Origin of the sequence: Aquisalimonas sp. APHAB1-3 (genome assembly GCF_048323695.1) — a bacterium.
Taxonomy (GTDB): Bacteria; Pseudomonadota; Gammaproteobacteria; order Nitrococcales; family Aquisalimonadaceae; genus Aquisalimonas.
In genome coordinates this window covers 114,523-137,664 of sequence record NZ_JBLWFT010000003.1, presented here as the reverse complement: position 1 = coordinate 137,664, position 23,142 = coordinate 114,523, and the positions used below count along the sequence as shown (strand labels likewise).

Sequence of the window (23,142 nt, the reverse complement as noted above, 5' to 3'; positions counted from 1 at the left end):
AACCGGGATTGTGCATGGACTGTGCAGGAATTGGAATGCTCAGCCGCCGGTATCGCCTTCGTTGGCAAGCACGATCTTGCCGGTATGGGTTCCGGATTCCATCAACTCGTGGGCTTCACGGGCCTGGTCGAACGGTTTCACGGTGTCCACCACGGGCTTGAGGCGCCCCTCGGCGAAGAACGGCGCCAGGCGCTCCGTGAACAGCTGCGCCAGGCCGATGCGCCGCTCCAGGGGCAGCGAGCGCATGGTCATGGCGCGCAGGGTGAGGCGCTTGAAGAGCAGGGTACCCATGTCGATGGTGTCGTCTCGGCCGGCCATGATGCCCACCACCACTTGGGTGCCCTCCGGGCGAAGGCAATCCATGTTCTCCTTCAGGTAGCCGCTGCCGCCGACCAGATCGAGGATGACGTCGACTCCCGTGCCGGTATGCTGGCGTACGGCGTCCGCCAGCGGGCCGTCCTGCTCCGCGTGCACGGCGTCCAGCCCCCAGTGCCGTACGCTGTTGAGCCGTTCCATGGACCGGCTGGTGCCCAGGGAGCGCGCACCGAGGGCGCGGGTGAGCTGCATGGCGGCGATGCCGATGCCCGATGTGGCGGCGCGGATCAAGCACCAGCCGCCCGGCTGCAGTCCGCCCTCCAGGAAGATGGCGCGGTACGCGGTGAGAAACGCCTCGGGCACGGCGGCGGCGTCCGTGATGCTGAGGGATGCGGGCACGGCGATGGTCTCGCGCTCGTTCACCACCACCTGTTCGGCATAGGCGCCGCCGCCCACCAGCCCCATGACGCGGTCGCCGGGCTGGCGGCCCTGGACATTGCTGCCCACCTCGGTGACAACCCCTGCGTACTCGAGGCCGGGCACGTCGGGGTTGGCGCCGGGCGGGGCGGGGTAGAGGCCCTGCCGCTGGAGGATGTCGGCGCGGTTGAGGCCGATGGCCTGGACGGCAATGCGGACATCCGTGGGGCCCATCTCCGGGGCATGGGTCTCACGCAACTCCAGAACGTCGGGATTGCCGGGCTTGGTAATGGTCCAGGCCTTCATGGTGGTCTCCTCCGGTTTCTGTGACCTTCTCGCAAGTATCATCAGCGGTCTGTGGCGCGCCAGTGAGTGGGTCAGTCTCGGGAGGATCGGGGGTGGCGTCAATGGCTGTCGGAAACGTGACCCGGTTCACTTGCCGCGGTGTCCGTGTGCGCGGTATGATGCACCGCATCAATGGACAGACTAGTCTAGCTGAGGCAGACATGGATACACCCGCGAACATGTTGGGATTCTGGGGCTCCGAGCCGGTTGTCCGGCGTCTGTGGGCGAGTGAACGCAAAGAGTGGTGCGAACACCTTCTGCGGCTGGGGCCGGAAGACCGGCGCGACCGCTTCGCAGGTGTGGTGAGCGACGAATTCATCCGCGGCTATTGCGAGCGTGTGGACCCGTTCTCGCTAACCCTGTTCGGGGCCTTTGTGGACGGTGAACTGCGCGCCGTGGGCGAGTTCGCTATGCTGGGCAACGACGGCCCACGGCGGGCGGAGCTGGCATTCAGTGTGGAGTCGGGCTGGCAGAACCGCGGCCTGGGTACTGCGCTGTTCCGGCGGCTGGTGATGCATGCCCGCAACCGCGCCGTGGCGCGTGTCTACATCGTCTCCGAGCCGGGCAACCGCCGCATGCACCGCATCGCCCGCAAATTCGACATGACGCTGTCCGCAGAGTACGGCGAGACCGCCGGTCGAATGGAACTGCTGGGGCCGTCGTACATGTCGGTCATGGAAGAGATGATGGAAGAGGGCATGGCGCTGTTCCGCAATGCCCCGAGGCTGCCCCTGCCGGGCGATTGACGGAACCCTCCGGGGGTGCCGTCAGAGCATCCCCGTCTGCAGCTTGGCAGCATCGGTCATCATGTCCGCCGACCAGGGTGGGTCGAAGACCAGCTCCACATTGCAGACTTCCACGGTGGGGACGAGCTCCACCTTGTGCTTGACGTCGCTGGCGATGATGTCGCCCATGCCGCAGCCCGGCGCGGTCAGCGTCATCTGGATGTCCACCTTGCGGCGGTCCTCGTCCAGCCGCTCGATATTGCAGTAGTACACCAGGCCCAGTTCCACGATGTCGATGGGGATCTCCGGGTCGAAGCAGGTGTGCATCTGATCCCAGACCAGATCCTCCACGTCCTTGTCGGACGCGTTTTCCGGCAGCTCCGGCAGCGGCGTGGGCTCCTTGCCGATGGCGTCGGCGTCCACACCCGCGATGCGGAACAGGTTGCCCTGGATGTACACGGTGTAGCTGCCGCCCAGCGCCTGGGTGATCACGCCCTCGACACCTTCCGGGATGGTGCCCGACTCCCCGGCCGGGATGACCACCGCGTCACAGTCGCGATTGAAGATAACGGGTTCACCGTTGGGGCTGTACATGCGTAATCCTCCGGCGGCCGGCAGTGGTGCTAGTTGGCGTTCCGAATCCGTACTCAGCGGGTCCGGATTATACCAGTCCGTGTGCCACCGTGTCCCGACGGGTCAGTCCAGATCGATACTGGTGCTTCCCGGCAGCTGCGTCACGAAATCAGGACCCATGAGCCGGGACGGTGTCGTCGCGCCGGGCGCCACCTCCGTATCCAGCAGATGCCGCACCACCGCCAGCGCTCCGTGGGTGGTGACGTCGTAGCCGTTTGCGGTGCGCACCCGCGCCGTGCGGATGTCACCCCGCTCGTCCACCACCTCGCCCCAGACATAGGTGGGCGTCTTCGCCCGGCGCTCCGCATCCGGCCCCTGAATCCGTCCGGCACGCTTCCGCAGGAAGCGCTGCACCGGTCGGGTGCCGAGCAGTGGCCGGATCCAGTTTGCCCGTGCCAGGCGGCGTGCCGTGCGGGGCGCCATGGGGATATAGGTCTCGATATTGGGGATGCCGGTGGTGTAGTAGGCGGTGGCGATGTCGCCCCAGGGAATGGTGACCGCGGTTTTCGGCCCGTCGCCGAAGTCGATGTTGAGGGTCTTCCAGCCCAGCGGCACCTGACGGATGACACCGTCGATGCGCGCACGTCCGCCGCCGGCAAGCCCTTCCATGGCGGTGCGGGCGGTGCCCGGGCTTGGGCCGGAGCGGGAGTCGAAGCCGAGCCGCAGGTGGGTGGCTCCCGGCAGCGCCGCCTTGAGGGTGGCGGCAATGCAGTCCGTCGGGATGACATCGAAACCGACGCCGGGGCAGACGACGATGCCCGCCTCGCGGGCGTCGGCATCGCGCCCGTGGGCGTGTTCGAAGACATCCACCTCGCCGGTAATGTCCAGGTAGTGCGCGCCGTTGCGCAGGCAGGCGTCCAGCATGGGTGCACTGGTGGCCGAGAAGGGGCCGGCGGCCAGCAGCACCAGGTCGATGTCGCGAAGCCCCTCGTCGAGCGCCGCCGGGTCGTCCAGCGTGAACGCCCGCCAGTCCAGTCCGAGTTCGTCGGCCATTGATTCCAGCGCCGCCGCGTTACGCCCGGCGAGTATCGGCGTGAGCCCCGCGTCCCGCGCCGCCGCGGCAATCAGCCGTCCGGTGTAACCGGTGGCCCCGTAGAGCACCCAGGTCCTGCCCATGAACCGCTCCTTCGTTGTTGCATTTTGGAAAGTGGTCGGTGACCGTAATGAATCGAAGAGTCGATTTCCATGCAGGCGGTCACAGCCGCCGGTCACCAGGGGGAAGAAGCGCGATGTGGAACCGTGATGGCGGTCGCCGGAAGCAGTGGAAGATCGCCGTGCTGCCGGGCGATGGTATCGGGCCCGAAGTCATGGCCGTGACGTTGCGCGCCCTCCGGGCCCTGGCGGAGCAGGGCGGCCCCTCCATGGAGCTGGCCGAATTCCCCTGGCCGTCGCACCAGTGGCATCGCGAGCACGGCCGCACCATGCCCGAGGACTGGAAAGCGACCCTGGGGCAGTACGACGCCATTCTCCTGGGCGCGCTGGGCGATCCCGGCCCCACCAGCGACCCGGATCGCTACCTGCTGCCCGACGCCGTCTCCCTGGGCCCGTTGCTGGATATCCGCAAGGGCTTCGATCAGTGGGCGTGCGAGCGTCCGGCGATGCTGCTGGAGGGGGCGCCGCAGTACCTCGCCGATGAGCGGGCCCGGGATCTCGACATGATGGTGATCCGCGAGAACAGCGAAGGCGAGTACGTGGGGCAGGGCGGACGCCTGGCACCCGGCACCCCGCGGGAAGTAGCCACGCAAATGGAAGTGTTCACGCGCGCCGGCGCCGAACGGATCTTCCGCCACGCCTTCGAGCGCGCCGTTGCCCGCGCTGCGGAGCGCGAGGCGGGGGCCCGGCGCAACCGCCAGTTCCCGCTGCCGGGTGGTGGCATCGCCCGGGCGCAGGTCTGCCTGATCACCAAACGCAACGCCCTGCGCTACTGGGGCGAGATGTATACCGAGGTGTTCGAGCAGGTGGCGGCGGAGTATCCGGCCATTGCGACTCACCACGAACTGGTGGATGCGGCCTGCATGAAGTTCGTCATGAGCCCGTGGAACTTCGACGTGGTGGTGGCGAGCAACCTGCAGGGCGACATTCTCACCGACCTGGCCGCGGTGCTGAGCGGCGGCATGGGCGTGGCGCCGTCATGCAACCTCAACCCTGCCGACCGCCGGCAGCCGCCCATGTTCGAGCCGACCCATGGCAGTGCGCCGGATATTGCCGGCAGGAACCTGGCGGGGCCGCAGGCCATGCTGCTCACGGCGGCCATGATGCTCGCCTGGATGGGCGAAGAGGACAGCCGCGCGGCGCGCGCCGCAAAGCGGCTCCGGGAGGCGGTGGAGGCCGACCTCCGGGTGCACGGCACCATACAGCGCGAGACAACCGCCATTGGCGATGCCGTGCTGGCTGCACTGTCGTAATCGTCAGCGCGCCGCACACGGCGGTCTGCGCGCACATGGGCCGGTTTGAAGCCCCGCGAAACCGGGGTGTACACTCACTGACTCATTTTTCTCTCCGATTCAAGGAGGTTCACCATGGCTAATGCCGCTGGTCAGCTGTCGCCCCTCATGAAACAGTCTTCCGGCATCAACGCAGCCCGTGCCGAAGGCATGTATATCTACGATGAGTCCGGCCAGCGCTACATGGACTTCACCTCCGGCATCGGCGTGACGGGCACCGGCCACTGTCATCCGAAGGTGGTGGCTGCGGCGCAGAAACAGGTGGCCACGCTGGTGCACGGCCAGTACGCCATCATGAAGCACCCGCCCCTGCTGGAAATGGCGGAGAAGCTCGGTGAGCGCATGCCCGAGGGACTCACGTCGGTCTTCTTCTCCAACGCCGGCACCGAAGCGGTGGAGGCCTCCATCCGCCTCGCACGGCAGGCCACCGGGCGGCCGAACATCATCACCTTCCAGGGCTGTTTTCACGGCCGCACCATGGGGTCGCTGTCCACCACCACGTCCAGCGTGGGGCTGCGTGCGGGGGTTCAGCCCATCATGGGTGGCGTGGTGGTTGCGCCGTTCCCCAATGCTTTCCGGCTGCGGATGGACGAGAAGACCGCCACCGAGCACTGCCTGCGCGAGCTCGACAACATCCTGCATACCCAGTCGGCGCCGGCGGAGACCGCCGCGATGCTGATCGAGCCCATCCAGGGCGAGGCGGGCTACGTGCCGGCGAACACCGAATTCATGAAGGGTCTGCGCGAGATCTGCGATCGTCACGGCATCCTGCTGATGATGGACGAGGTGCAGGCGGGATACGGTCGCAGCGGCCTGTTCTGGGGGCACCAGCACTTCGACGTGGTGCCGGACGTGGTGATCAGCGCCAAGGGGCTTGCCAGCGGGTTTCCGCTGTCGGCCATGGTGGCGCGGCCGGATATCATGGAAAAGGGCTGGCCCGGATCCCAGGGCGGCACCTATGGCGGCAACGCCGTCGCCTGTGCCGCGGCGCTGGCGACTCTGGAAGTCTACGCTGAAGAGAATCTGGTGGAGAATGCCGCCGTGCAGGGGCAACGGCTGCGCAAACATCTGGACGAGATTCAGGCCGACAATCCGGCTATCGTCGACGTGCGTGGCAAGGGCCTGATGATCGGCACGGAAATCGCCGATGCCGACGGCAACCCCGACGGCGAGCGTGCGGCGCGGATTCTCCAGGAAGCGGAGAAGCGCGGCCTGGTGATGATTCGCTGCGGTGCCTATGGCGGCCAGATCATTCGCTGGCTGCCGCCGTTGATCGTCAGCGGTGATCAGATCGACGAAGGTGTGAACATCTTTGCTGACGCGCTGAAGGCATCGGCGTAGCATCCCCCAGTCGGTGGGGGCGGGGCGAGCTGCCCCGGCCCGCCGTATCCCGGGTCGGCCCGTCGCCGCCCGTCGCAACTGAATGGAACGGGTTTGCCAGGCAAACCGAGGAGAACCGGAGACCCATGGATCTTGCTTCGATTCGCAACGCGTATCGCCGTTACGCCAACCACTACGATCGTGTCTTCGGCCCGGTCTTTGCGCAGGGGCGGCGTTTCGCCATCGAGACGCTGAACGAGAAGCCGGGCCAGCGGGTGCTGGAAGTGGGCGTGGGTACCGGGATTTCCCTGCCGGACTATCACCCGAGCACGCGCATCGTCGGTATCGATATCTCGCCGGAGATGCTGGCGAAGGCGGAAGTCCGCGCCCGGGAGGAGTGCCCGGAGGGCCAGGTGGAAGACCTGCTGGTCATGGACGCTGAGGAACTGGATTTCCCGGACGACAGCTTCGACAGCGTCGTTGCCATGTATGTTGCCTCGGTGGTGCCGAATCCGGACCGCCTGGTCAGCGAAATGCGGCGGGTCTGCAAGCCTGGCGGCGACATTCTCATCGTCAATCACTTCGCGTCACGCAACCCCGTGCTGCGTGGCCTGGAGAAAGGGCTGCGACCCCTGTCCAAGCTGGTCGGTTTCCGCCCCGACATGGATCTGGACACCCTGCCGCAGCACGAGGGCTTCGAGCGCCTGTCCGTGCGCAAGGCGAACCTCTTCGGCTACTGGAAGCTGGTGCACTACCGCAACGGCGATGTCGCCGACGAGCAGGATGACGCGCCGAAGGCGGCCGTGGGCCGGTAACCTCCCACGCCCGCCGCTGGCCGGCTTGGCCGTCGCCTGATCGGAGCACGTCTCCACCGTGGACGTCATTCTCACCATCGCACTGCCGTTCTTCGCCCTGATCTTCACCGGGATGATCGCGGGGCGCACCCCGCTGATGCCCGGTGAAACCATCACCGGGCTCAACAAGTTCGTTTTCTTCTTCGCCCTGCCGGCGCTGTTGATCAGCAGCATCGCCGAGGCGCCGGTGGAGGATCTCGGTGACCCAGCGCTGTTTCTGGCGTGGCTGTTGCCCGGGGTGGCATTGTTCGTCCTGACGTACTGGCTCATGCGCGCCCTGTTCGGCGGTGGCGCCGGGCGGCGCGCGGTGCAGGCGCTGGCAGCCAGTTTTGCCAACGTGGGCTTCGTCGGCCTGCCGCTGGTGATCGCGGCGCTCGGCAACGAGGCGACGCCGGCGGCCGCGGTGGTGATCGTGGTGGACACCGCGATCATGATCGGCATTGCCACGGCCATCATCGAGGTGGACAAGGGCGGCAGTGGCAGCCTCATGCGGGCCGTGCGCACGGCGGTTCAGGGCGTGGTCCGCAACCCGCTCATCGTCGCCTCGGTGTTCGGGACGCTGCTGAGTGCCTTCGCCGTGTCCATCCCGGGGCCGGTGTTCTCCTACCTGGAGTTGCTGGGCGCGGCTGCCGGACCGGCGGCACTGTTCGCCCTGGGCGCCACCCTGGCGCGTCAGCCCCTGGGCGAGCAGGTGGGTGCCACCGGCGTCATCGTCTTCCTCAAGCTGGTGGTCCATCCGGCGCTGGTGTGGGGTGCGACGGTATTGTTCGGCCTGCCGCCCACATGGCAGGCCGCGCTGGTGATCATGGCCTCGCTGCCCGTGGCGGCGAACGTCTACGTCCTCGCCCAGCGCTACCAGGTGAACGTGGCCGGTGCGTCCACCGCGATCCTCGTCTCCACGGTCATTGCCGTGGCCACGGTCTCCGTGGTGCTGCACCTGATACTGGAGTGACTGGGGGGCGGCCACGCACGATGGTGCGACCGCAAACTGACGCCCGGCGGCGCCCGGGCAGGGCGCCGCCGGGGTTGCCGATTACGCGCCGCGCGGGACCGTCTGCGGCTCGATGAACTCGAACAGCCCTTCCAGACCGCCCTCGCGGCCGTAGCCAGACTGTTTCATGCCGCCGAACGGCGCTTCCGGCGCCGGGCCGGTGCCGGTGTTATGGCCTACGTGGGCGAATTCCAGGCCGGCGATGACGCGCTGCGCCCGGGCGTCGTCCGCCGTGAACAGGTAGGACGCCAGCCCGAACTCGGTCTGATTGGCCATCTCGATGGCCTGCGCCTCGTCGCTGAATGTGGCCACGGGCACCAGCGGGCCGAAGGTCTCTTCCTTCCAGCACGCCATCTGCGCGGTAACGCCCAGCACGATGGTGGGCGGGAAGAAGCCGGCCCAGTCGTTCTCGAGGGAAGGGGGTACGTCGCCGAGAACGGGTTTCGCGCCCTTGTCCAGTGCGTCGGAGAGGTGGCGGCGGACCTTCTCATAGCCGTTGCGATCGATGAGCGGGCCGATGTCGGTGTCCGGCTCCATGCCGTCGCCCACCTTCAACTTCTCGGCGCGTTGCTTAACCCGCTCGGCGAAGTCCTCGGCCACGCTCTCCTGCACCATGACCCGGTTGGCGCACACGCAGGTCTGGCCACCGCCGCGGAACTTGTTGCCGATCAGATTATCGGCGGCGGCATCCAGGTCCGCGTCCTCGAACACGATGAACGGCGCGTTGCCGCCCAGTTCCAGGGTGAGCTTCTTCACCTGCGGCGCGCTGCGCTCGATCAGCTCGCGCCCGACCTCCGTGGAGCCGGTGAAGCTGAGCACCCGCACGTCGGGGTGGTCGCAGAGGGTATCGCCGATCGGTCCGGCCGAGCCGGTGACCAGATTCACCTTGCCGGGCGGCATGTCCAGCGCCTCGTCCAGCAGGGTGAACAGCGCCACCATGGTCAGGGGCGTCTTTGACGACGGCTTGATGACACTGGGGCAGTCGGCAGCGATGGCCGCGGAGAGCTTCTTGGCGATCATGCCGATGGGGAAGTTCCAGGGCGTCACCAGCGCGACGACGCCGGCCGGGCGATAGTGGATGGTCCAGCTGCAGTTGCGGGGCTTTTCGGCCAGTTCCCGCGGCGCCAGGGCATCGAGGTTTTCCGCGCAGTAGCGGAAGAAGCCCGCCGCGTAGTCCACTTCGCCCTGGGCCTCTTTCCAGGGCTTGCCGTGTTCCATGCACAGGATACGGCCCAGCTCCTCGCGGTTCGCTTCCAGCGCCTTGACGATGTTCTCGAGCCAGCGCCGGCGTTCGGCGATGGTAGCGGGGGTCTTGAGCGCCTCGCGCGCGGCTTCCACGGCCCGGGTGGTCTCTTCGGGGCCCATCCCCGGCACATGCCCCAGCGCCGCCCCGTCCACGGGGTTGTAAACGGTCAGGGTCTTGCCGCTGTCGGCGTCCAGCCACTGGCCGTTGATGTAGCCCCGGCAGTTCTTGAGCAATGGCGATTCGAGCATGCTGCCCCCCTCGGTGTTCCGTGGATTCGGCGTCATGGGCCATTTTGCCAGGCGTGGCCATGGAGCCGTGCGGCCTCCGCCACCTGGTCGCCCGTGACGCGGGTATTCAATCATGTTGAATGGATAATGCGGTTACGTCCAGCAAACGCCCGGCAGTTTACTTCGTGGGCGGCACGTAACCGCGCTCCTTGTCGACAACATTGTGCAGTGGTTCACCGGCTTGCCAGCGGCGGAAGTTCGCAAGGAACTGCTTGGTCAGCGCTTCGCGCCAGCCGACGACGTCGCCGGCCATGTGTGCGGAGAGAATCGCCTGCGGGAACGCCCACAGGGGGTGGTCTGCCGGTAGCGGTTCCTCTTCGAAGACGTCCAGCCCGGCGCCGGCAATGGCACCGGTGCGCAGGGCGGCCACCAGGGCGTCGGTGTCGACAATGGGGCCGCGGCCAATGTTGATGAAGCGGGCGTCTGGGTTCATGGCGGCGAACGCCTGGTTGCTGAACAGGCCGCGGGTGTCGTCCGTCAGCGGGGCGGCCACCACCACGAAGTCCGCCCCGGGGAGCTCCTCCAGCAGGGTGTCCTGGGCGTGGACGCGGCCGAAGTCGGGGTCGTCCTGCCGAGCCGAGCGGGCGACCGCGTCCACCTGCATGCCCACGCCGGCCAGGAGCCGGCCGATCTGGCGGCCGATGGAGCCGGCGCCGATGATCAGTGCGCGCTTGCCGTTGACCGTTTCGGTGTCGCGGTGCTGCCAGCGGTGCTGATCCTGGTAGCGCACCGAGGCCGGCAGGTCCTTGGCGAAGGCCAGGACCAGGCCGAGCACGAATTCGGCGATGGGCCGGTCGAAGATTCCCCGGGCGTTGGTGATCGGGATGCTGCTCGACTGCAGCTCCGGGAACATCAGCGCATCCACGCCGGCGCTGGTGGCGTGGATCCAGCGCAGCCGGGTGGCAAGGTGCCAGCACTCGGCGAGCATCTCGGTGCGGAAATCGGTGACCAGCAGAATGTCCGCCTGTGTCAGGGCCTGTTCCAGGCTCTCGCGATCGTTGGCGAGCAGCAGCCGGGCCTGATCCGCAACGCCATCCAGCCCGGGAGGGAGGGATTCGTCTTCCGCCGTGAGAACGGCGATGACCGGCTGATCCATGGTGAACTCCGATTGAAACACGGGTGGCCAGCGCGTGCGGATGCAGTGCTCCGGATGCGCTGTTCTTCCGGCGACGTTATACAGGGGGTGGAGAAGCGTCAACCGAACGCTTTGCAGGCCCCGTCACACGCCTGTTTCAGGGCGCTTGACCCGCCAGCGCGCAGAGGCATAGTCTCGCCGAATGGGAGCCGGCTGCATCCGTGCGCAGCGCCCGTCGTGGCGGGCGCCGTTCCCATCAAGGGCCCAGTGCTCACATCAGCTGTCAACGTGGAGGAGTCATGGCAGTCAATCCGATCGAAACCGAAGCACAGGACCTGGACGATGTTCGCGACGCCAGCTGGGCCCCGGCGCTGCGCGCGATTCCCGTTGCGGGCATTCGCAAGATGGTCAATATGGCCGCCAGCATGGAGGATGTCATTCATCTGTCCATCGGCCAGCCCAACTTCCCCACGCCGCGCCATATCATCGATGCGTACATCGAGGCGCTGGAGGAGGGGCATACCGGTTACACCATGGACGCCGGCCTGCCCGAGCTGCTCACGGCCCTGGCGGAGTACTACAGCCAGCGCTACGGTCGGACCATCACTGAAGACAACATCCTGATCACCGCTGGTGCGACCGAGGCAATCTACCTCGCGCTCACGGCCACGTCCGCGCCCGGGCGCCAGTTCCTGGTCACGGATCCCACGTTCCTGCTGTACGCGCCGCTGATCCGCATGAACGGCGGGGAGGTGAAGTACATCCCCACGCGTGCCGAGCACGGGCATCAGCTCGATCCGCAGGAAGTGATCGACAACATCGGCATGCGCACCTACGGCATCGTGCTGAACTCGCCGAGCAACCCCACCGGCACCGTCTACCCGGCGGAGACCATCGACGCCATCTGCCAGGAAGCGGCCTACCGCGGTGTCTACGTCTTCAGCGACGAGGTTTACGATCACCTGCTGCTGGATGACATGGAATACCCCAGCGTGCTGCGCCACGCCATGGACCTGGACAACGTCATGGTGGCGAGCAGCTTCTCCAAGACGTTCAGCATGGCGGGCCTGCGCATCGGCTGGATCATCTCCAGCCAGGGCGCGATCAAGAAACTGCGCCGGTATCACATGTTCACCACCACTGTGGCGAACACCCCGGCCCAGTGGGCCGGCATCGCCGCCCTGAAGGGGGATCGCAGCTGCATCGATGACATGGTGCAGGAGTACGCCCAGCGGCGGGACCGCGTGGTGCAGCTGGTGAGTGAGACGCCGCATCTCACGGGTTACTGGCCACAGGGGGCGTTCTACATCTTCCCATCCCTGCCCCACGGGGCCAATGCCAACCAGGTCTGCCTGCGGATGCTGCAGGAGACCGGCGTATGCACCGTGCCGGGCGATGCCTTCGGCGAGCACTGCAGCAACTCGCTGCGGATCAGCTACTCCACGTCGCTGGACAAGATCGAGGAAGCTTTCGAACGCATGGTGCCGTGGCTGGCCAAGCAGGACTTCTGACCGTCGTTCCGATCGGATTGCATTAGCGCTATCCATGACCTCCGCCCCGGACGCCGGGGCGGAGATTGTCTTTTCTGCCCGTTTCCATACGCTATAGTACGGACACCGCTTTTCACAGACTCCGGGGGAGCCCAATGACCAGTACCATCGTCACCGAGCGCCAGGATGGCGTGCTGACCATTACCCTCAACCGCGCCGACAAGCGCAACGCGCTCACCGGCGAGATGTACGACTCGATCCGCGAGACCATGGCCGCTGCGCGCCAGGACGGCGACGTGCGCGCCGTGCTGCTGAAGGCCGAGGGTGAGCATTTCACGGCCGGCAATGACCTGCAGGACTTCGGTCCGAAGGCCGCCGAGCGGGTGGCCAGTGGCGAGAAGGCGCCGGCCATGAAGCTGATCGATGACATGGTCGACTTCGACAAGCCGGTGGTCGCCGCCGTGCGCGGTCATGCCGTCGGCATTGGCACCACGCTGCTGCTGCATTGCGACGTGGTCGCCGCCAGCGAGACGGCATCGTTCGCGTTGCCGTTCACGCGCCTGGGGCTGGTGCCGGAGTTTGCGTCGTCCTACGTGCTGCCGCTGCTGGCGGGGCGGGTGCGGGCCAGTCACACACTGCTGCTGGGGGAGCCCTTCGATCGGGAGCGTGCCCGGGAGCTGGGCATCGTCTCCCTGAGCTGCAGCGATGCGGAACTGGACGAGACGGCGCTTGCCAAGGCCCGCGCCCTGGCTGCGCTGCCGCCGAAGGCGCTGCGTGCGACCAAGCGGTTGATCAACAGCGCGGCGTACACCGACCGGTTGCGGGAGGTGATTGCCGCGGAGGGCGAGTCGTTCGCCGCGGGTCTGGTCTCGGACGAGCACCAGGAGGCGGTGGCCGCGTTCTTCGAGAAACGGCAGCCGGATTTCAGCCGCTTCAGTTGAGGGGATCCAGGTGGCGCGGCGTTCGGGTTTGAGGTGGTGGACCTGAAGGTCCACCCTACGCCGGATTCAAGCACCTATCGGGATCAAGGCGTAGGGTGGACGTTCACGTCCACCATCCAGCGTCGGGTAACCGCCCGGGCCCAGCCGTAGGGTGGACCTTCAGGTCCACCATCCTGTGCTCGCTCCGTCTCACCACCGCGGCTTGCGCTTCTCCAGAAACGCATCCACGCCTTCCCGCGCCGCATCCGTATCCATGTTGCACGCCATGGTCCGCGAAGCATCCGCATACGCATCCGCCAGGTCCGCTCCGTACTGACGGTAGAACAGCGCCTTGCCCGCCTGGATCGCCTCCGGCGGCTTCGCGGCGATCTTCGTGGCCAGTGCGTCCGCGGTGTCAGCCAGCGCATCATCGTCGACCACATGGTTCACCAGCCCGATGCGCTGGGCTTCGTCGGCGTCCACGAAATCGCCGGTGAACAGCATCTCCAGTGCCGCCTTGCGCGGCACCACACGGCTGACCGCCACGGCGGGCGTGCTGCAGAACAGGCCGAGGTTGATGCCGGAAGTGGCAAAGCGTGCGGAGCGGCCCGCCACCGCCAGGTCGGCGGTGGCCACCAGCTGACAGCCCGCGGCCGTGGCAATCCCTTGGACCCGCGCGATCACCGGCTGCGGCAGACTGACCACGCGCTGCATGAACGCGCTACACCGGTCGAACAGCTCCCGGTGCGCCTCGGCGTCTTCCATGCCGCGCACTTCCCGCAGGTCGTGGCCGGCGCAGAACGCCTTGCCCTCGGCCTCCAGGATGACCGCGCGCACGGTCTCGTCATCCGCGATCACGTCCAGGGCCCGGTGCAGCGCATCAATGACGTCGCCGCGCAGGGGGTTGTATCGCTCCGGCTCGCCGAAGGCCACCCGGGCCACAGCGCCGTCATGTGTGACACGGATCGGGGAACCGGTTTCAGGTGCGGGCTGGCTCATGACATCCTCCATACAGCAACGGCCGACCGGGTCGCCGGAGTTGCATCGTTGTATCCACCTCACGTACCCGTGAGCGTAACACCGTGATCGACACAGGTGGAGCCCACCCGGTTGCGCCCCACGACACGAGATGACAGCGGCGCGGTGGTGGGTCAGAATCCACTGCCAACCGTTGCTAGTGTATGAGGGTTTCCAATGGCGGACGAGATCAGCCGTTTGCGGCACATTCTCGCCGATTACCGCAATGTCGCGGTGGTCGGCCTGTCGGCGAACTGGTATCGGCCGAGCTACTTCGCGGCCAAGTACCTGCTGGACCACGGCTACAACGTGATCCCGGTGAACCCCGCGTACCCGGAAGTCCTGGGCTGCACCAGCTACCCGGACCTGCGCAGCGTGCCCGGGCCCGTGGACGTAGTGGACATCTTTCGCAGGCCGGAGGAGGTACCGGCGCTGGTGGACGACGCCATCGCCATCGGCGCGAAGGTGATCTGGATGCAGATCGGCGTCGTGCACGAGGCTGCCGCGGCCAGGGCCCGGGAGGCCGGGCTGGAGGTGGTCATGGACCGCTGCATGAAGATCGAGTACGGCCGGCTGTTCGGCGGCCTGAACTGGATGGGCGTGAACACCGGGGTAATCTCCGCCAAGCGCCAGCCCAATGTCCCTTTCTAGAGTGTTCAAGCAATGAGTGATCGCGAGTTCGGTTTCGAGACCCTGTGCCTGCATGCCGGGCATATCCCCGACGCGGCTACCGGCGCCCGCGCCGTGCCCATCTACCAGACCACGTCCTACGTGTTCGACAGCACCGACCACGCCGCGAGCCTGTTCAACCTGCAGACGTTCGGCAACATCTACGGGCGCATGAACAACCCCACCACCGCGGTGCTGGAGGAGCGCATCGCCGCGCTGGAGGGCGGCCGTGCCTGTCTGGCGGTGGCCTCGGGCATGAGTGCGCAGATGACGGCGCTGCTGACCCTGTGCGAGCAGGGTGACGAGATCGTCGCCGCGCGCACCCTCTACGGCGGCACGTTCAGCCAGTTCAACGTCACCTTCCGCAAGATGGGCATTACCGTCCACTTCGTGGACCCCGACGACCCGGAGAACTTCCGCCAGGCCATCACCCCGCGCACCAAATGCGTGTACGCGGAGACCATCGGCAACCCGCTGGGCAACGTGCTCGACATCGAGGCGGTTGCGGCCGTCGCCCACGACGCGGGTATCCCGCTGGTGGTGGACAACACCCTCGCCAGTCCGCACCTGTGCCGGCCCATCGAACACGGGGCCGATATCGTGGTGCACTCCGCCACCAAGTTCATCGGCGGCCACGGCACCACACTGGGTGGCGTGATCGTCGAGTCGGGCAAGTTCCCCTGGGACAACGGCAACTTCCCGCAGATGGTCGAGCCCTCCGAGGGCTACCACGGCGTCAGGTTCTACGAGACGTTCGGCGATTTCGCCTTCATCACCAAGTGCCGCGTGGAGACCCTGCGCACGCTGGGGGCGACGCTTTCCCCCATGAATGCCTTTCTGCTCATTCAGGGCGTGGAGACACTGGCGCTGCGCATGGAGCGCCACTGCGAGAACGCCATGAAGGTCGCGCGCTTCCTGCAGGAGCACCCCCAGGTGAGCTGGGTGAAGTTTGCGGGGCTGGCGGACAACCCCTACCACCACCTGGCGCAGAAATACCTGCCGCGTGGTGCCGGCTCCATTCTCACCTTCGGCGTGAAGGGCGGACACGAAGCAGGGGTGCGGTTCATCGAAAGCTGCCAGTTCCTCAGCCACCTGGCCAACGTCGGCGACGCCAAGACCCTGGTGATCCACCCGGCGTCCACAACCCACCGGCAGATGGACGAGGAGCAGCAGCGCACGGCCGGAGTCAGCCCGGACATGATCCGCCTGTCCGTGGGCATCGAGACCGCCGACGATATCCTCTGGGATATCGATCAGGCGTTGCGTGCCTGACCTCTGCGGCTGGTGCCACGAGGCCTGGTTCGGCACGATACGGCCTGTTCAGAACCGGAGCCCGGCGCCGGCCGCCGGGCAACGCAATCACGGATGTATCCGTAAACCAGGGATGATGCAGTCATGAAACGACTAGTGATCGGTTGTGGCCTGGCGGCCGTTGTCGCCGCGGTTGGCCTCGGTGCCGGGCCGGTGTGGACCGGCGCCGTGGCGGAGCGCCAGCATGAGCGTGCGCTGGAGTTCCTCGAACGCGAGCCGCAGGTGCGGGTACTGAGCAGCGAGTACGACCGCGGCTACCGTGGAGCGACCTCGCGGGTGGAGGTGGAACTCCTGGGGTCTGCCGCGGACGACTTCGCGGCCTTCATGGAGCAGGAGTACGGCGTCCGCCAGGCGCCGGTTCTGGTGTTCCATGACGGGGTCAGCCACGGACCCATCCCCTCCGGCAGCGGCGGGGTGCCCGGCGCTGCGTTTGTGACCAGCCGCGTGGAGGTGGCGGACGCCATCGGTGCGCACCTGCCGCTGTTTGCCGGCGATCCCACGCTCATGACCGCCGAAACCCGGGTCGGATTCGATGGCGCCAGCCGCATGACGTTCGCCACCCCGGCGTGGGAGGTGGAGGGTGACGAGGCCGCGTTCAGTTTCACCGGACTTGAAGGCACTCTCAGCCTGGATGCGGACATGGCCAGCGGCGAGATCGACATGGGCTTCGATCAGCTCGTCCTGTCCGAGTTCGGCAGCACGTGGTCTGCGCGGGGCGTGCGACTGCAAGCGGCGCCCGAGAATCTGGGTGCGCACATCTGGACCGGTGATTCGGTCCTGGAGGTGGACACCGTAGGTGTCGACGACTCGGAAATCGAGGGGCTGCGCATTGTCTCCGGGGCCGAGCTTGATGACGGTGCGCTGGACGTCACCTTCGACGCTACCATGCATGGCGCGGTCGCCGGCGGCTACCGGATCGAGGAATCCCGCCTCAAGGCGGCTCTGTACCGGGTCGATCAGCACGCCATGGAGCAGCTCGTGGCGCTGGGGGATGATCTGGAGCTCGGCCATATCGATGAACACACCATGGGCCTGCGCTTTCTCGGGCTGATTCCGCAGCTGCTGGAACGTGAGCCGGAGTTCGTGATCGAGGAGTTCACCATCGGCATGCCGGAAGGGCCTTTCCGCGCCAGTGCGCGTCTGGCCTGGGAGGGGCAGACGCCGTCGCTGGAAGACGCCTTTGCCGCGATCAACGGACTGGCCGCAGAAGTGGAGATGAAGGCCCCCCGGGATGCTGTGCACCGCAGTCTCCGCGCCTACCTGCGCCATGACCTCGAAACCGATGCCGCCACGTACGGCCAGAACCTCTCCGGTCAGGAGCTGGATGAGCGGGCAGTGGAGCTGGCCGACGCGCGAGTGGAGGCCATGGTGGCCGAGGGTGTGTTGCAGCACCAGGGCCAGGATTTGCAGGGGCACCTGTTGATCGAGGACGGTCTCGTCCTGATCAACGGCAGGAACTACGGCCCGGTCTGGGCGTTGCTGGCACGGTAAGCACGACGGCATTTGCCGAGGAGAGACGACATGTTCGAGAGCGGCCTGTTCAAGGGCAAGCGCATTCTGGTCACCGGCGGTGGCACTGGTCTCGGCAAGGGAATGGCCGAGAAGTTTCTGGCGCTGGGTGCGGATCTCTACATCTGCGGCCGTCGCCAGTCCGTGGTCGAGGGCACTGCCCGCGAACTGATGGACAGGCACGGCGGCAGCGTCACGCCGTTCGCCCTGGACATCCGGGATGCCCAGGCGGTGGACGACATGGTGGGCACCATCTTCCAGGACGGCCCGCTGACCGGTCTGGTGAACAACGCCGCCGGCAACTTCATCAGCCGCACCGAGGACCTCTCCCCGCGCGGTTTCGACGCCATCGCCAACATCGTCATGCACGGCACGTTCTACGTGACCCAGGCGGTGGGCAAGCGCTGGATCGAGGGCGGGCACCCCGGCAGCGTGGTCTCCATCGTGGTCACGTGGGTGGAGAACGGCGGGCCGTTCGTGGTGCCATCGGCCATGAGCAAGGCTGCGGTCAACACCATGACCAAGTCACTGGCCACGGAGTGGGGTGGCTACGGTATCCGGCTTAACGCCATCGGCCCGGGCGAGATCCCGACGGAAGGCATGAGCAAGCGGCTGAGTCCGGGGGAGAAGCCCGGTGAACGGGCCGCACGCACCAACCCAATGGGCCGGGTCGGTTCGATTGAGGAACTGCAGAATCTGTCCACGTTCCTGCTCTCTGACGGCTGCCCGTGGCTCAACGGCCAGACTATCATGATGGACGGGGGCGGTTACCTGGCCACCGGCGGCAACTTCTACGAGCTGCGAGAGTGGACGGATCAGCAGTGGCAGGACGCCCGTGAGGCGATCGAGGCCCAGAATCGCAAGGACCGCAGCCAGCGCTGAGCGGCGGTCGGGCCCGCGGACGCCATCCTCCGGAGTGTCGACCCGGCACTTAACGTGTCGCGCTCGCCTCCAGGGCGTCCTCGTCCTGCTGATGGACGGTGCGGCGCAGATCCCGCACCGACGCCATCAGACTGGACATGCTGTCGTCGATGGCTTCGGCGCCGGCGTGCACCACCTGCACGCTCGAATGGATGCCCTCGATGTTCGAGGCCAGTGACTGGTTGGTATCACGCTGTTCGCCGGTAGCCATGACCAGGTTCTGGATGCCGTCGTCCACCGCCTCCGAGGCGCCGATGATGGCTTCAAGGGCCCGCTCGGCCCGTCCTGCTTCCTCGCGGTTAGCTTGCATGGACTCGGCCACTCCCTGCATGGCCTGGTGGGCGTCATCCACGCCGGCAGCAATGCGATTGAGGGTAGTGCCGATGGTGTCGGTGGATTCGCTGGCGCGCTGCGCGAGGCCGCGTACCTCTTCCGCGACCACGGCGAATCCGCGCCCCTGCTCCCCGGCGCGGGATGCCTCGATGGCGGCATTAAGCGCCAGCAGGTTGGTCTGCCCGGCAATGCCCTCGATCTCCGAGAGGATGGACCGGATGCTCTCGGCGTGGCGGGTGAGTTCGCGCACGGCGATGGTGGTGGTTTCGATGCGTGCTGCGGTCTGCTCCATGCGCTCGCTGTTGGCGCGCATGGCCTCGCCGCCGGCCTGGGCCTGATGACTGGTCTCGCTGGCCTGGGCTGCGACATGGCTGGCCGTGGCCGCATTCTGGTCGGCAATGCGGGAGCTCTCTTCCACCGCCGACGCGATGTTGGCCGACTGGTCGCTGGCGGCGCGTGCAGTATCCGCGAGTTCCGAGGCGCGCTGCTTCACCGACTCTCCGTGCTCGCTGGCGGCGGTGACCGCCGTGGCTGCGTGCTCGATCAGTGTCTCGTTGCGCGCCAGTGTCTCGCGGGCGCTTGTCATGGCGGCCTCGGAGGCGGCCAGACTGTCGCGTTTGTCTCGGTCGAACACCCAGGCGAAGATGAACACCACCACCCCCAGGGCGATAGCGCTGCTTGCCTGAAGGCGCGCCTGGTGCGCCTCGGGCACCGCGCGCAGGGGCTCGATGACGCCATTGGCCTCGAACACGGCGAGCCCGGCGATCACGGCAATGCCCAGGACCATCCACAGGGCGCCCTCGAGGCGCCCGGCACCGGTGAACAGGGCGAGAATGCCCAGAAGGCCAAGCCAGAAGATGTTCGAACTCATGACGCCGGTGTTCACGATCGCCAGCCAGATCATCACCACCGTCAGCGCCAGCACTGCGAATACCCGGGCCACCGCCACGCGTCCGGTGGCCCGCATGAGCGTCGGCCCCAGAACGGCCATGACCAGGCCCAGACTGAGGCCGTAGACCGCCTCGTCGGCACCCACGGCGCGGTACTGTAGGATGAATACAAGCGATGCCAGCCCCATGGAGAACGACATGACCGTAATGATGCGGGCACGCCCGCGGGCCTGGTCGTCAGTGAGGCCGCGCGGGGTGAACCAGTCCAGCACGGAAGTGGCCATGGGGATGCCTCCAGGAGTCCGTGAACAGTCAATACGCTATCGTATGTTGACAACGGACAAGCGCGCTGTCCACTCCGGCGGGCATCCGTCGGCCAGCAACGCGATCCGGCTCGCTACGAGGTCCGCGGGCTGCTGATACCGTCAATACCCACCACTGGAGGAAATCCCATGAACCAGGCGCCGGCGTGTGACGTGGTGCTGCTCGGCGGCGGGCACAGCCATGTGGGCGTGCTGCGCCGATTAGGGCTGGCGCCGATGCCGGGCGCACGCCTGACGTTGGTCAGCCGCGATCGGTTTACCCCGTATTCCGGCATGTTGCCCGGCTATGTCGCCGGTCACTACAGCTTTGACGATGTGCATATCGATCTTTCGCGGCTGGCGGCGTTCGCCGGAGCGCGATTCATTCAGGACGAGGCTGTGGCGCTGGACCGTTCGCGGCAGCGGGTCATGACGCAACGCAGTGGCAGCGAGCACTACGACTGGTTATCCATCAACACCGGCGCCACGCCCGGGATGCGCGACGTGTCGGGTGCGGATGCCCACGGAGTCCCGGTGAAGCCGATCCACCGGTTCAACGAGCGCTGGCTGCAACTGCTTCAGCGTGTGCGTGATGGCCGCGGCCCTGTCCGGATCGTGGTGGTCGGGGCGGGGGCCGGCGGTGTGGAGCTGGTCCTGGCCATGCACTACCGCCTGCGTGGCGAGCGCAAGGCCCTGGGAGAGAACCCGGATGATCTGCAGTTCCACCTGGTCAGTGGTACGGCCACCATTCTGCCTACCCACAATCGTCGCGTACGGCGGTGGTTTGAAGCGGTGCTCGCCGACCGGGGCGTGACGGTACACCGGGGAGCGCGCGTCGCCCACGCCGGCCCCGAGGGGCTGACAACGGTCGATGGGATGATCATTGGCGCGGACGAGGTGGTCTGGACAACCAGTGCAGCCGGTGCCGCCTGGCTGGGCTCCACGGGACTGGCTCTGGACAATGACGGGTTCATCCGTGTGCGGCAGACGCTGCAGGCCGTGACTGACCCGCGCATCTTCGCCGCCGGGGACACCGCCACCATGGACGGGTTCGGGCGTGAAAAGGCAGGCGTGTTCGCCGTGCGTCAGGGGCGCCCGCTGGCGGCAAACCTTCGCCGCGTCGTGGCCGGGGACGCCCCGACACGCTATCGCCCCCAGTCACGCTGGCTGGCCCTGATCAGCACCGGCGATCGCCACGCCGTTGCGTCCCGGGGCGCCGTTAGCCTGCGCGGCCGCTGGGTGTGGCGATGGAAAGACTGGATCGACCGCCGCTTCATGGAGCAGTTCGCGCGCCTTCCCGTGATCGGCCGCTGATGCGCTAGGCCCGTTCGCCGTAGATGTAGCGGGTCAGGTCGTCGATCGTGTGCTCCTGGTCCTGGATCGCCCACTTGGTGAGGTCGCCGGCTGACACAATGCCGAGCAGGGTGGTGTTGTCCTGGTAGACGGGCAGGTGGCGCAAGCGCTTGTGCGTACACAGCGCCATGGCCTCACCCACGGTCATCTTCGGGGTGGCGATGGCGATCTCTGTGGTCATGACGTCACGTATGGGCGTGATGGACGCGTCCAGCCCCGGATGCACCACCCGTTTCATGAGATCACGTTCCGTGAACAACCCCTCCAGGTGGCCCTGGTTCATCACCAGGATGCAGCCCACATTGCTCTCCGTCATGACCTGGACGGCTTCCTTGACGGTCGCCCCCGGAGCGATGGTGTACAGGGCATCGTGCTTGTCCTTGATGATGGCGCTGAGCAACGTTTCCATGAATCTCTCCTTCTGGATTGAAAGGCCGCTCACTGAAAGCATAGCGCAGAGCGGCCGGCGTGGTGGCCTGTTGCAGCAGGGCGTCACCACCCCAATAATGCCTGCTTCCTCAGCGACCATGACGAGAAGGCAGGCATGACCATCAAGGCCGTATTCTGGGATTTCGGCGGTGTCTTCACCACCAGCCCCTTCGAGAATTTCCGCCGGTACGAAGAGCGGCACGGTTTGCCCCGGGATTTTCTCCGTACGATCAACGCCACCAATCCGGACCAAAACGCCTGGGCGCGCTTCGAGCGCAGTGAGCTGAGCCTGGATGCGTTCGATGCGGCGTTCGCCGAGGAATCCGGAGCCGCCGGACATGCGGTTCCGGGGCGGGACGTGATTGCGCTGCTGGCCGGTGAACTGCGACCCGAAATGGTGGCGGCGCTGGAGCGGGTCCGCCACACGTATCGGGTGGCGTGCATCACCAACAACGTCAGCGCCGGCGAGGGGCGCGGCATGCAGACCACCGCCGAACGGGCGGTGGAGATCGAGTCCGTCATGGAGCGATTCGAGCACGTGGTGGAGTCGTCGAAGCTCGGGCTGCGCAAGCCCGACCCACGCATCTACCAGCACACCTGCGACCTGGTCGGCGTGCGCCCGGAGGAGGTGGTCTACCTGGACGACCTGGGCGTCAACCTGAAGCCGGCCAGCCAGCTCGGCATGACCACCATCAAGGTGGTGCGCGCGCACGACGCCCTGCAGGAGCTGGGCGAGGTGCTGGCGCTGGATCTGCTGCCCCGGCAGTGAAGCACGGCCGGGGTTGCTTCAGTCGCCCTGTGGCAGCTCCATGACCATGCAGGTGGTGGAGGCGTGGGCGTAGAGCTTGCCGGCCGGGTCCGTCAGCCGCCCTTCGGCGGTGGCGACCCGGCCGCCCACATGGATCACCTTGCCCTCGGCGCGCACCGGCCCTGTCTCCGGGGTGAGCGCGCGGACGTAGTTCACTTTCAGCTCCAGCGTCGTGTAGCCCTTGCCCCGGGGCAGCGTGGACTGGACGGCGCAGCCCACACAGGAGTCCAGCAGCGTCGCCGCCCAGCCGCCGTGAACGGAACTGATCGGGTTGTAGTGGGCGGCCAGTGGGGTGCCCTGGAAGACCACCCGACCCTCTTCGGCCAGTATGGGCAGAAAGTTCAGCGTCTCGCCGATGGGCGGGTGGGGCAGCTCGCCGCTGAACATGGCCTGAAGGAACTCCAGGCCGGAGTACTGGCCGATGGTGGCGAGGCTGTTGGTGCTGGCCTGGTGCAGGCGCCGGCGGACCGTTTCTGCTTCGTCCTCCCAGCGCGCGCGAATGGCGGCCGGGTCACTGTGATCGTTCGTCGTCATGGTT

General features: G+C 66.8%; 22 protein-coding genes. 13 read left to right on the top strand and 9 right to left on the bottom strand.

The genetic code is table 11. The features are described 5' to 3' along the window. Positions 1–39: 39 nt before the first annotated feature. Positions 40–1,038 (bottom strand): NAD(P)H-quinone oxidoreductase, encoded by a 999-nt coding sequence (locus ACNSTU_RS07585; protein ID WP_290630713.1) that lies wholly within the window; start codon positions 1,036–1,038, stop codon positions 40–42. Between the two features lie 200 nt (positions 1,039–1,238). Here ACNSTU_RS07585 and ACNSTU_RS07580 point away from each other — a divergent pair, with 200 nt between their 5' ends. Then, the gene (locus tag ACNSTU_RS07580; RefSeq protein WP_290630715.1) at positions 1,239–1,823 is read left to right on the top strand and encodes a GNAT family N-acetyltransferase; all 585 of its coding nucleotides are present in this window, start codon (positions 1,239–1,241) and stop codon (positions 1,821–1,823) included. A 21-nt stretch (positions 1,824–1,844) separates the two neighbouring features. Here ACNSTU_RS07580 and sufT read toward each other — a convergent pair whose 3' ends face one another. Both sufT and ACNSTU_RS07570 read right to left on the bottom strand, forming a co-directional pair. Next, positions 1,845–2,396: a putative Fe-S cluster assembly protein SufT gene (gene sufT, locus ACNSTU_RS07575; protein WP_290630717.1), complete on the bottom strand. Its 552-nt coding sequence runs from the start codon at positions 2,394–2,396 to the stop codon at positions 1,845–1,847. A 102-nt stretch (positions 2,397–2,498) separates the two neighbouring features. Beyond that, positions 2,499–3,551 carry a saccharopine dehydrogenase family protein gene (locus ACNSTU_RS07570; RefSeq protein ID WP_290630719.1) on the bottom strand — a complete coding sequence of 351 codons (1,053 nt, stop codon included), beginning with the start codon at positions 3,549–3,551 and terminating at the stop codon, positions 2,499–2,501. Between the two features lie 113 nt (positions 3,552–3,664). Here ACNSTU_RS07570 and ACNSTU_RS07565 point away from each other — a divergent pair, with 113 nt between their 5' ends. The 4 genes from ACNSTU_RS07565 to ACNSTU_RS07550 all read left to right on the top strand — a co-directional run bounded on the left by ACNSTU_RS07565 (position 3,665) and on the right by ACNSTU_RS07550 (position 8,005). Continuing rightward, entirely contained in the window at positions 3,665–4,840 is a 1,176-nt protein-coding gene (locus ACNSTU_RS07565; RefSeq protein WP_290637066.1) for an isocitrate/isopropylmalate dehydrogenase family protein, read from the top strand. A gap of 114 nt (positions 4,841–4,954) precedes the next feature. Then, positions 4,955–6,220 (top strand): aspartate aminotransferase family protein, encoded by a 1,266-nt coding sequence (locus tag ACNSTU_RS07560; protein ID WP_290630723.1) that lies wholly within the window; start codon positions 4,955–4,957, stop codon positions 6,218–6,220. A 125-nt stretch (positions 6,221–6,345) separates the two neighbouring features. After that, positions 6,346–7,014, top strand: coding sequence for a class I SAM-dependent methyltransferase (locus ACNSTU_RS07555; protein ID WP_290630725.1), 669 nt, complete (start codon positions 6,346–6,348; stop codon positions 7,012–7,014). 58 nt (positions 7,015–7,072) lie between these two features. Next, positions 7,073–8,005 carry an AEC family transporter gene (locus tag ACNSTU_RS07550; RefSeq protein WP_290630727.1) on the top strand — a complete coding sequence of 311 codons (933 nt, stop codon included), beginning with the start codon at positions 7,073–7,075 and terminating at the stop codon, positions 8,003–8,005. A gap of 81 nt (positions 8,006–8,086) precedes the next feature. On the opposite strand, the gene ACNSTU_RS07545 is transcribed toward ACNSTU_RS07550, so the two are convergent. Together ACNSTU_RS07545 and ACNSTU_RS07540 are read right to left on the bottom strand one after the other, a co-directional pair. Further along, entirely contained in the window at positions 8,087–9,538 is a 1,452-nt protein-coding gene (locus ACNSTU_RS07545; RefSeq protein ID WP_290630729.1) for an NAD-dependent succinate-semialdehyde dehydrogenase, read from the bottom strand. Positions 9,539–9,695: 157 nt separating this feature from the next. Continuing rightward, positions 9,696–10,673 (bottom strand): D-2-hydroxyacid dehydrogenase, encoded by a 978-nt coding sequence (locus tag ACNSTU_RS07540; protein ID WP_290630731.1) that lies wholly within the window; start codon positions 10,671–10,673, stop codon positions 9,696–9,698. Positions 10,674–10,951: 278 nt separating this feature from the next. On the opposite strand from ACNSTU_RS07540, the gene ACNSTU_RS07535 reads away from it, so the two are divergent. After that, positions 10,952–12,163, top strand: a complete 1,212-nt coding sequence (locus ACNSTU_RS07535) for a pyridoxal phosphate-dependent aminotransferase (RefSeq protein ID WP_290630733.1) — start codon at positions 10,952–10,954, stop codon at positions 12,161–12,163. A 134-nt stretch (positions 12,164–12,297) separates the two neighbouring features. Then, positions 12,298–13,083, top strand: a complete 786-nt coding sequence (locus ACNSTU_RS07530; RefSeq protein ID WP_290630735.1) for an enoyl-CoA hydratase — start codon at positions 12,298–12,300, stop codon at positions 13,081–13,083. A gap of 189 nt (positions 13,084–13,272) precedes the next feature. Here ACNSTU_RS07530 and ACNSTU_RS07525 read toward each other — a convergent pair whose 3' ends face one another. After that, positions 13,273–14,061 (bottom strand): enoyl-CoA hydratase, encoded by a 789-nt coding sequence (locus ACNSTU_RS07525; protein ID WP_290630737.1) that lies wholly within the window; start codon positions 14,059–14,061, stop codon positions 13,273–13,275. Positions 14,062–14,256: 195 nt separating this feature from the next. On the opposite strand from ACNSTU_RS07525, the gene ACNSTU_RS07520 reads away from it, so the two are divergent. The 4 genes from ACNSTU_RS07520 (at position 14,257) to ACNSTU_RS07505 (ending at position 18,450) form a co-directional block, all read left to right on the top strand. Beyond that, positions 14,257–14,730: a CoA-binding protein gene (locus ACNSTU_RS07520; RefSeq protein ID WP_366213281.1), complete on the top strand. Its 474-nt coding sequence runs from the start codon at positions 14,257–14,259 to the stop codon at positions 14,728–14,730. Positions 14,731–14,742: 12 nt separating this feature from the next. Then, a complete protein-coding gene (locus tag ACNSTU_RS07515) occupies positions 14,743–16,020 on the top strand; it encodes an O-acetylhomoserine aminocarboxypropyltransferase/cysteine synthase family protein (RefSeq protein WP_290630739.1) in 1,278 nt (425 codons plus the stop codon). 123 nt (positions 16,021–16,143) lie between these two features. Further along, the gene (locus ACNSTU_RS07510; RefSeq protein WP_290630741.1) at positions 16,144–17,550 is read left to right on the top strand and encodes a DUF945 family protein; all 1,407 of its coding nucleotides are present in this window, start codon (positions 16,144–16,146) and stop codon (positions 17,548–17,550) included. 30 nt (positions 17,551–17,580) lie between these two features. Then, entirely contained in the window at positions 17,581–18,450 is an 870-nt protein-coding gene (locus tag ACNSTU_RS07505) for an SDR family oxidoreductase (protein WP_290630743.1), read from the top strand. Positions 18,451–18,499: 49 nt separating this feature from the next. Here ACNSTU_RS07505 and ACNSTU_RS07500 read toward each other — a convergent pair whose 3' ends face one another. Continuing rightward, complete coding sequence (locus tag ACNSTU_RS07500; protein WP_290630744.1) at positions 18,500–19,996, bottom strand: methyl-accepting chemotaxis protein; 1,497 nt, start codon at positions 19,994–19,996, stop codon at positions 18,500–18,502. A gap of 168 nt (positions 19,997–20,164) precedes the next feature. Between ACNSTU_RS07500 and ACNSTU_RS07495 the strand changes: the two genes are divergently transcribed. Then, the gene (locus ACNSTU_RS07495) at positions 20,165–21,328 is read left to right on the top strand and encodes an FAD-dependent oxidoreductase (protein WP_290637065.1); all 1,164 of its coding nucleotides are present in this window, start codon (positions 20,165–20,167) and stop codon (positions 21,326–21,328) included. Between the two features lie 4 nt (positions 21,329–21,332). Here ACNSTU_RS07495 and ACNSTU_RS07490 read toward each other — a convergent pair whose 3' ends face one another. Beyond that, the gene (locus ACNSTU_RS07490; RefSeq protein ID WP_290630749.1) at positions 21,333–21,776 is read right to left on the bottom strand and encodes a CBS domain-containing protein; all 444 of its coding nucleotides are present in this window, start codon (positions 21,774–21,776) and stop codon (positions 21,333–21,335) included. A gap of 135 nt (positions 21,777–21,911) precedes the next feature. Here ACNSTU_RS07490 and ACNSTU_RS07485 point away from each other — a divergent pair, with 135 nt between their 5' ends. Further along, the gene (locus tag ACNSTU_RS07485) at positions 21,912–22,565 is read left to right on the top strand and encodes an HAD-IA family hydrolase (protein WP_290630750.1); all 654 of its coding nucleotides are present in this window, start codon (positions 21,912–21,914) and stop codon (positions 22,563–22,565) included. 18 nt (positions 22,566–22,583) lie between these two features. Here the strand turns inward: ACNSTU_RS07485 and ACNSTU_RS07480 are convergent, their stop codons facing one another. Then, on the bottom strand, positions 22,584–23,138 hold the full coding sequence (locus ACNSTU_RS07480) for a PaaI family thioesterase (protein WP_290630752.1): 555 nt from the start codon (positions 23,136–23,138) through the stop codon (positions 22,584–22,586). Positions 23,139–23,142 lie beyond the last annotated feature (4 nt).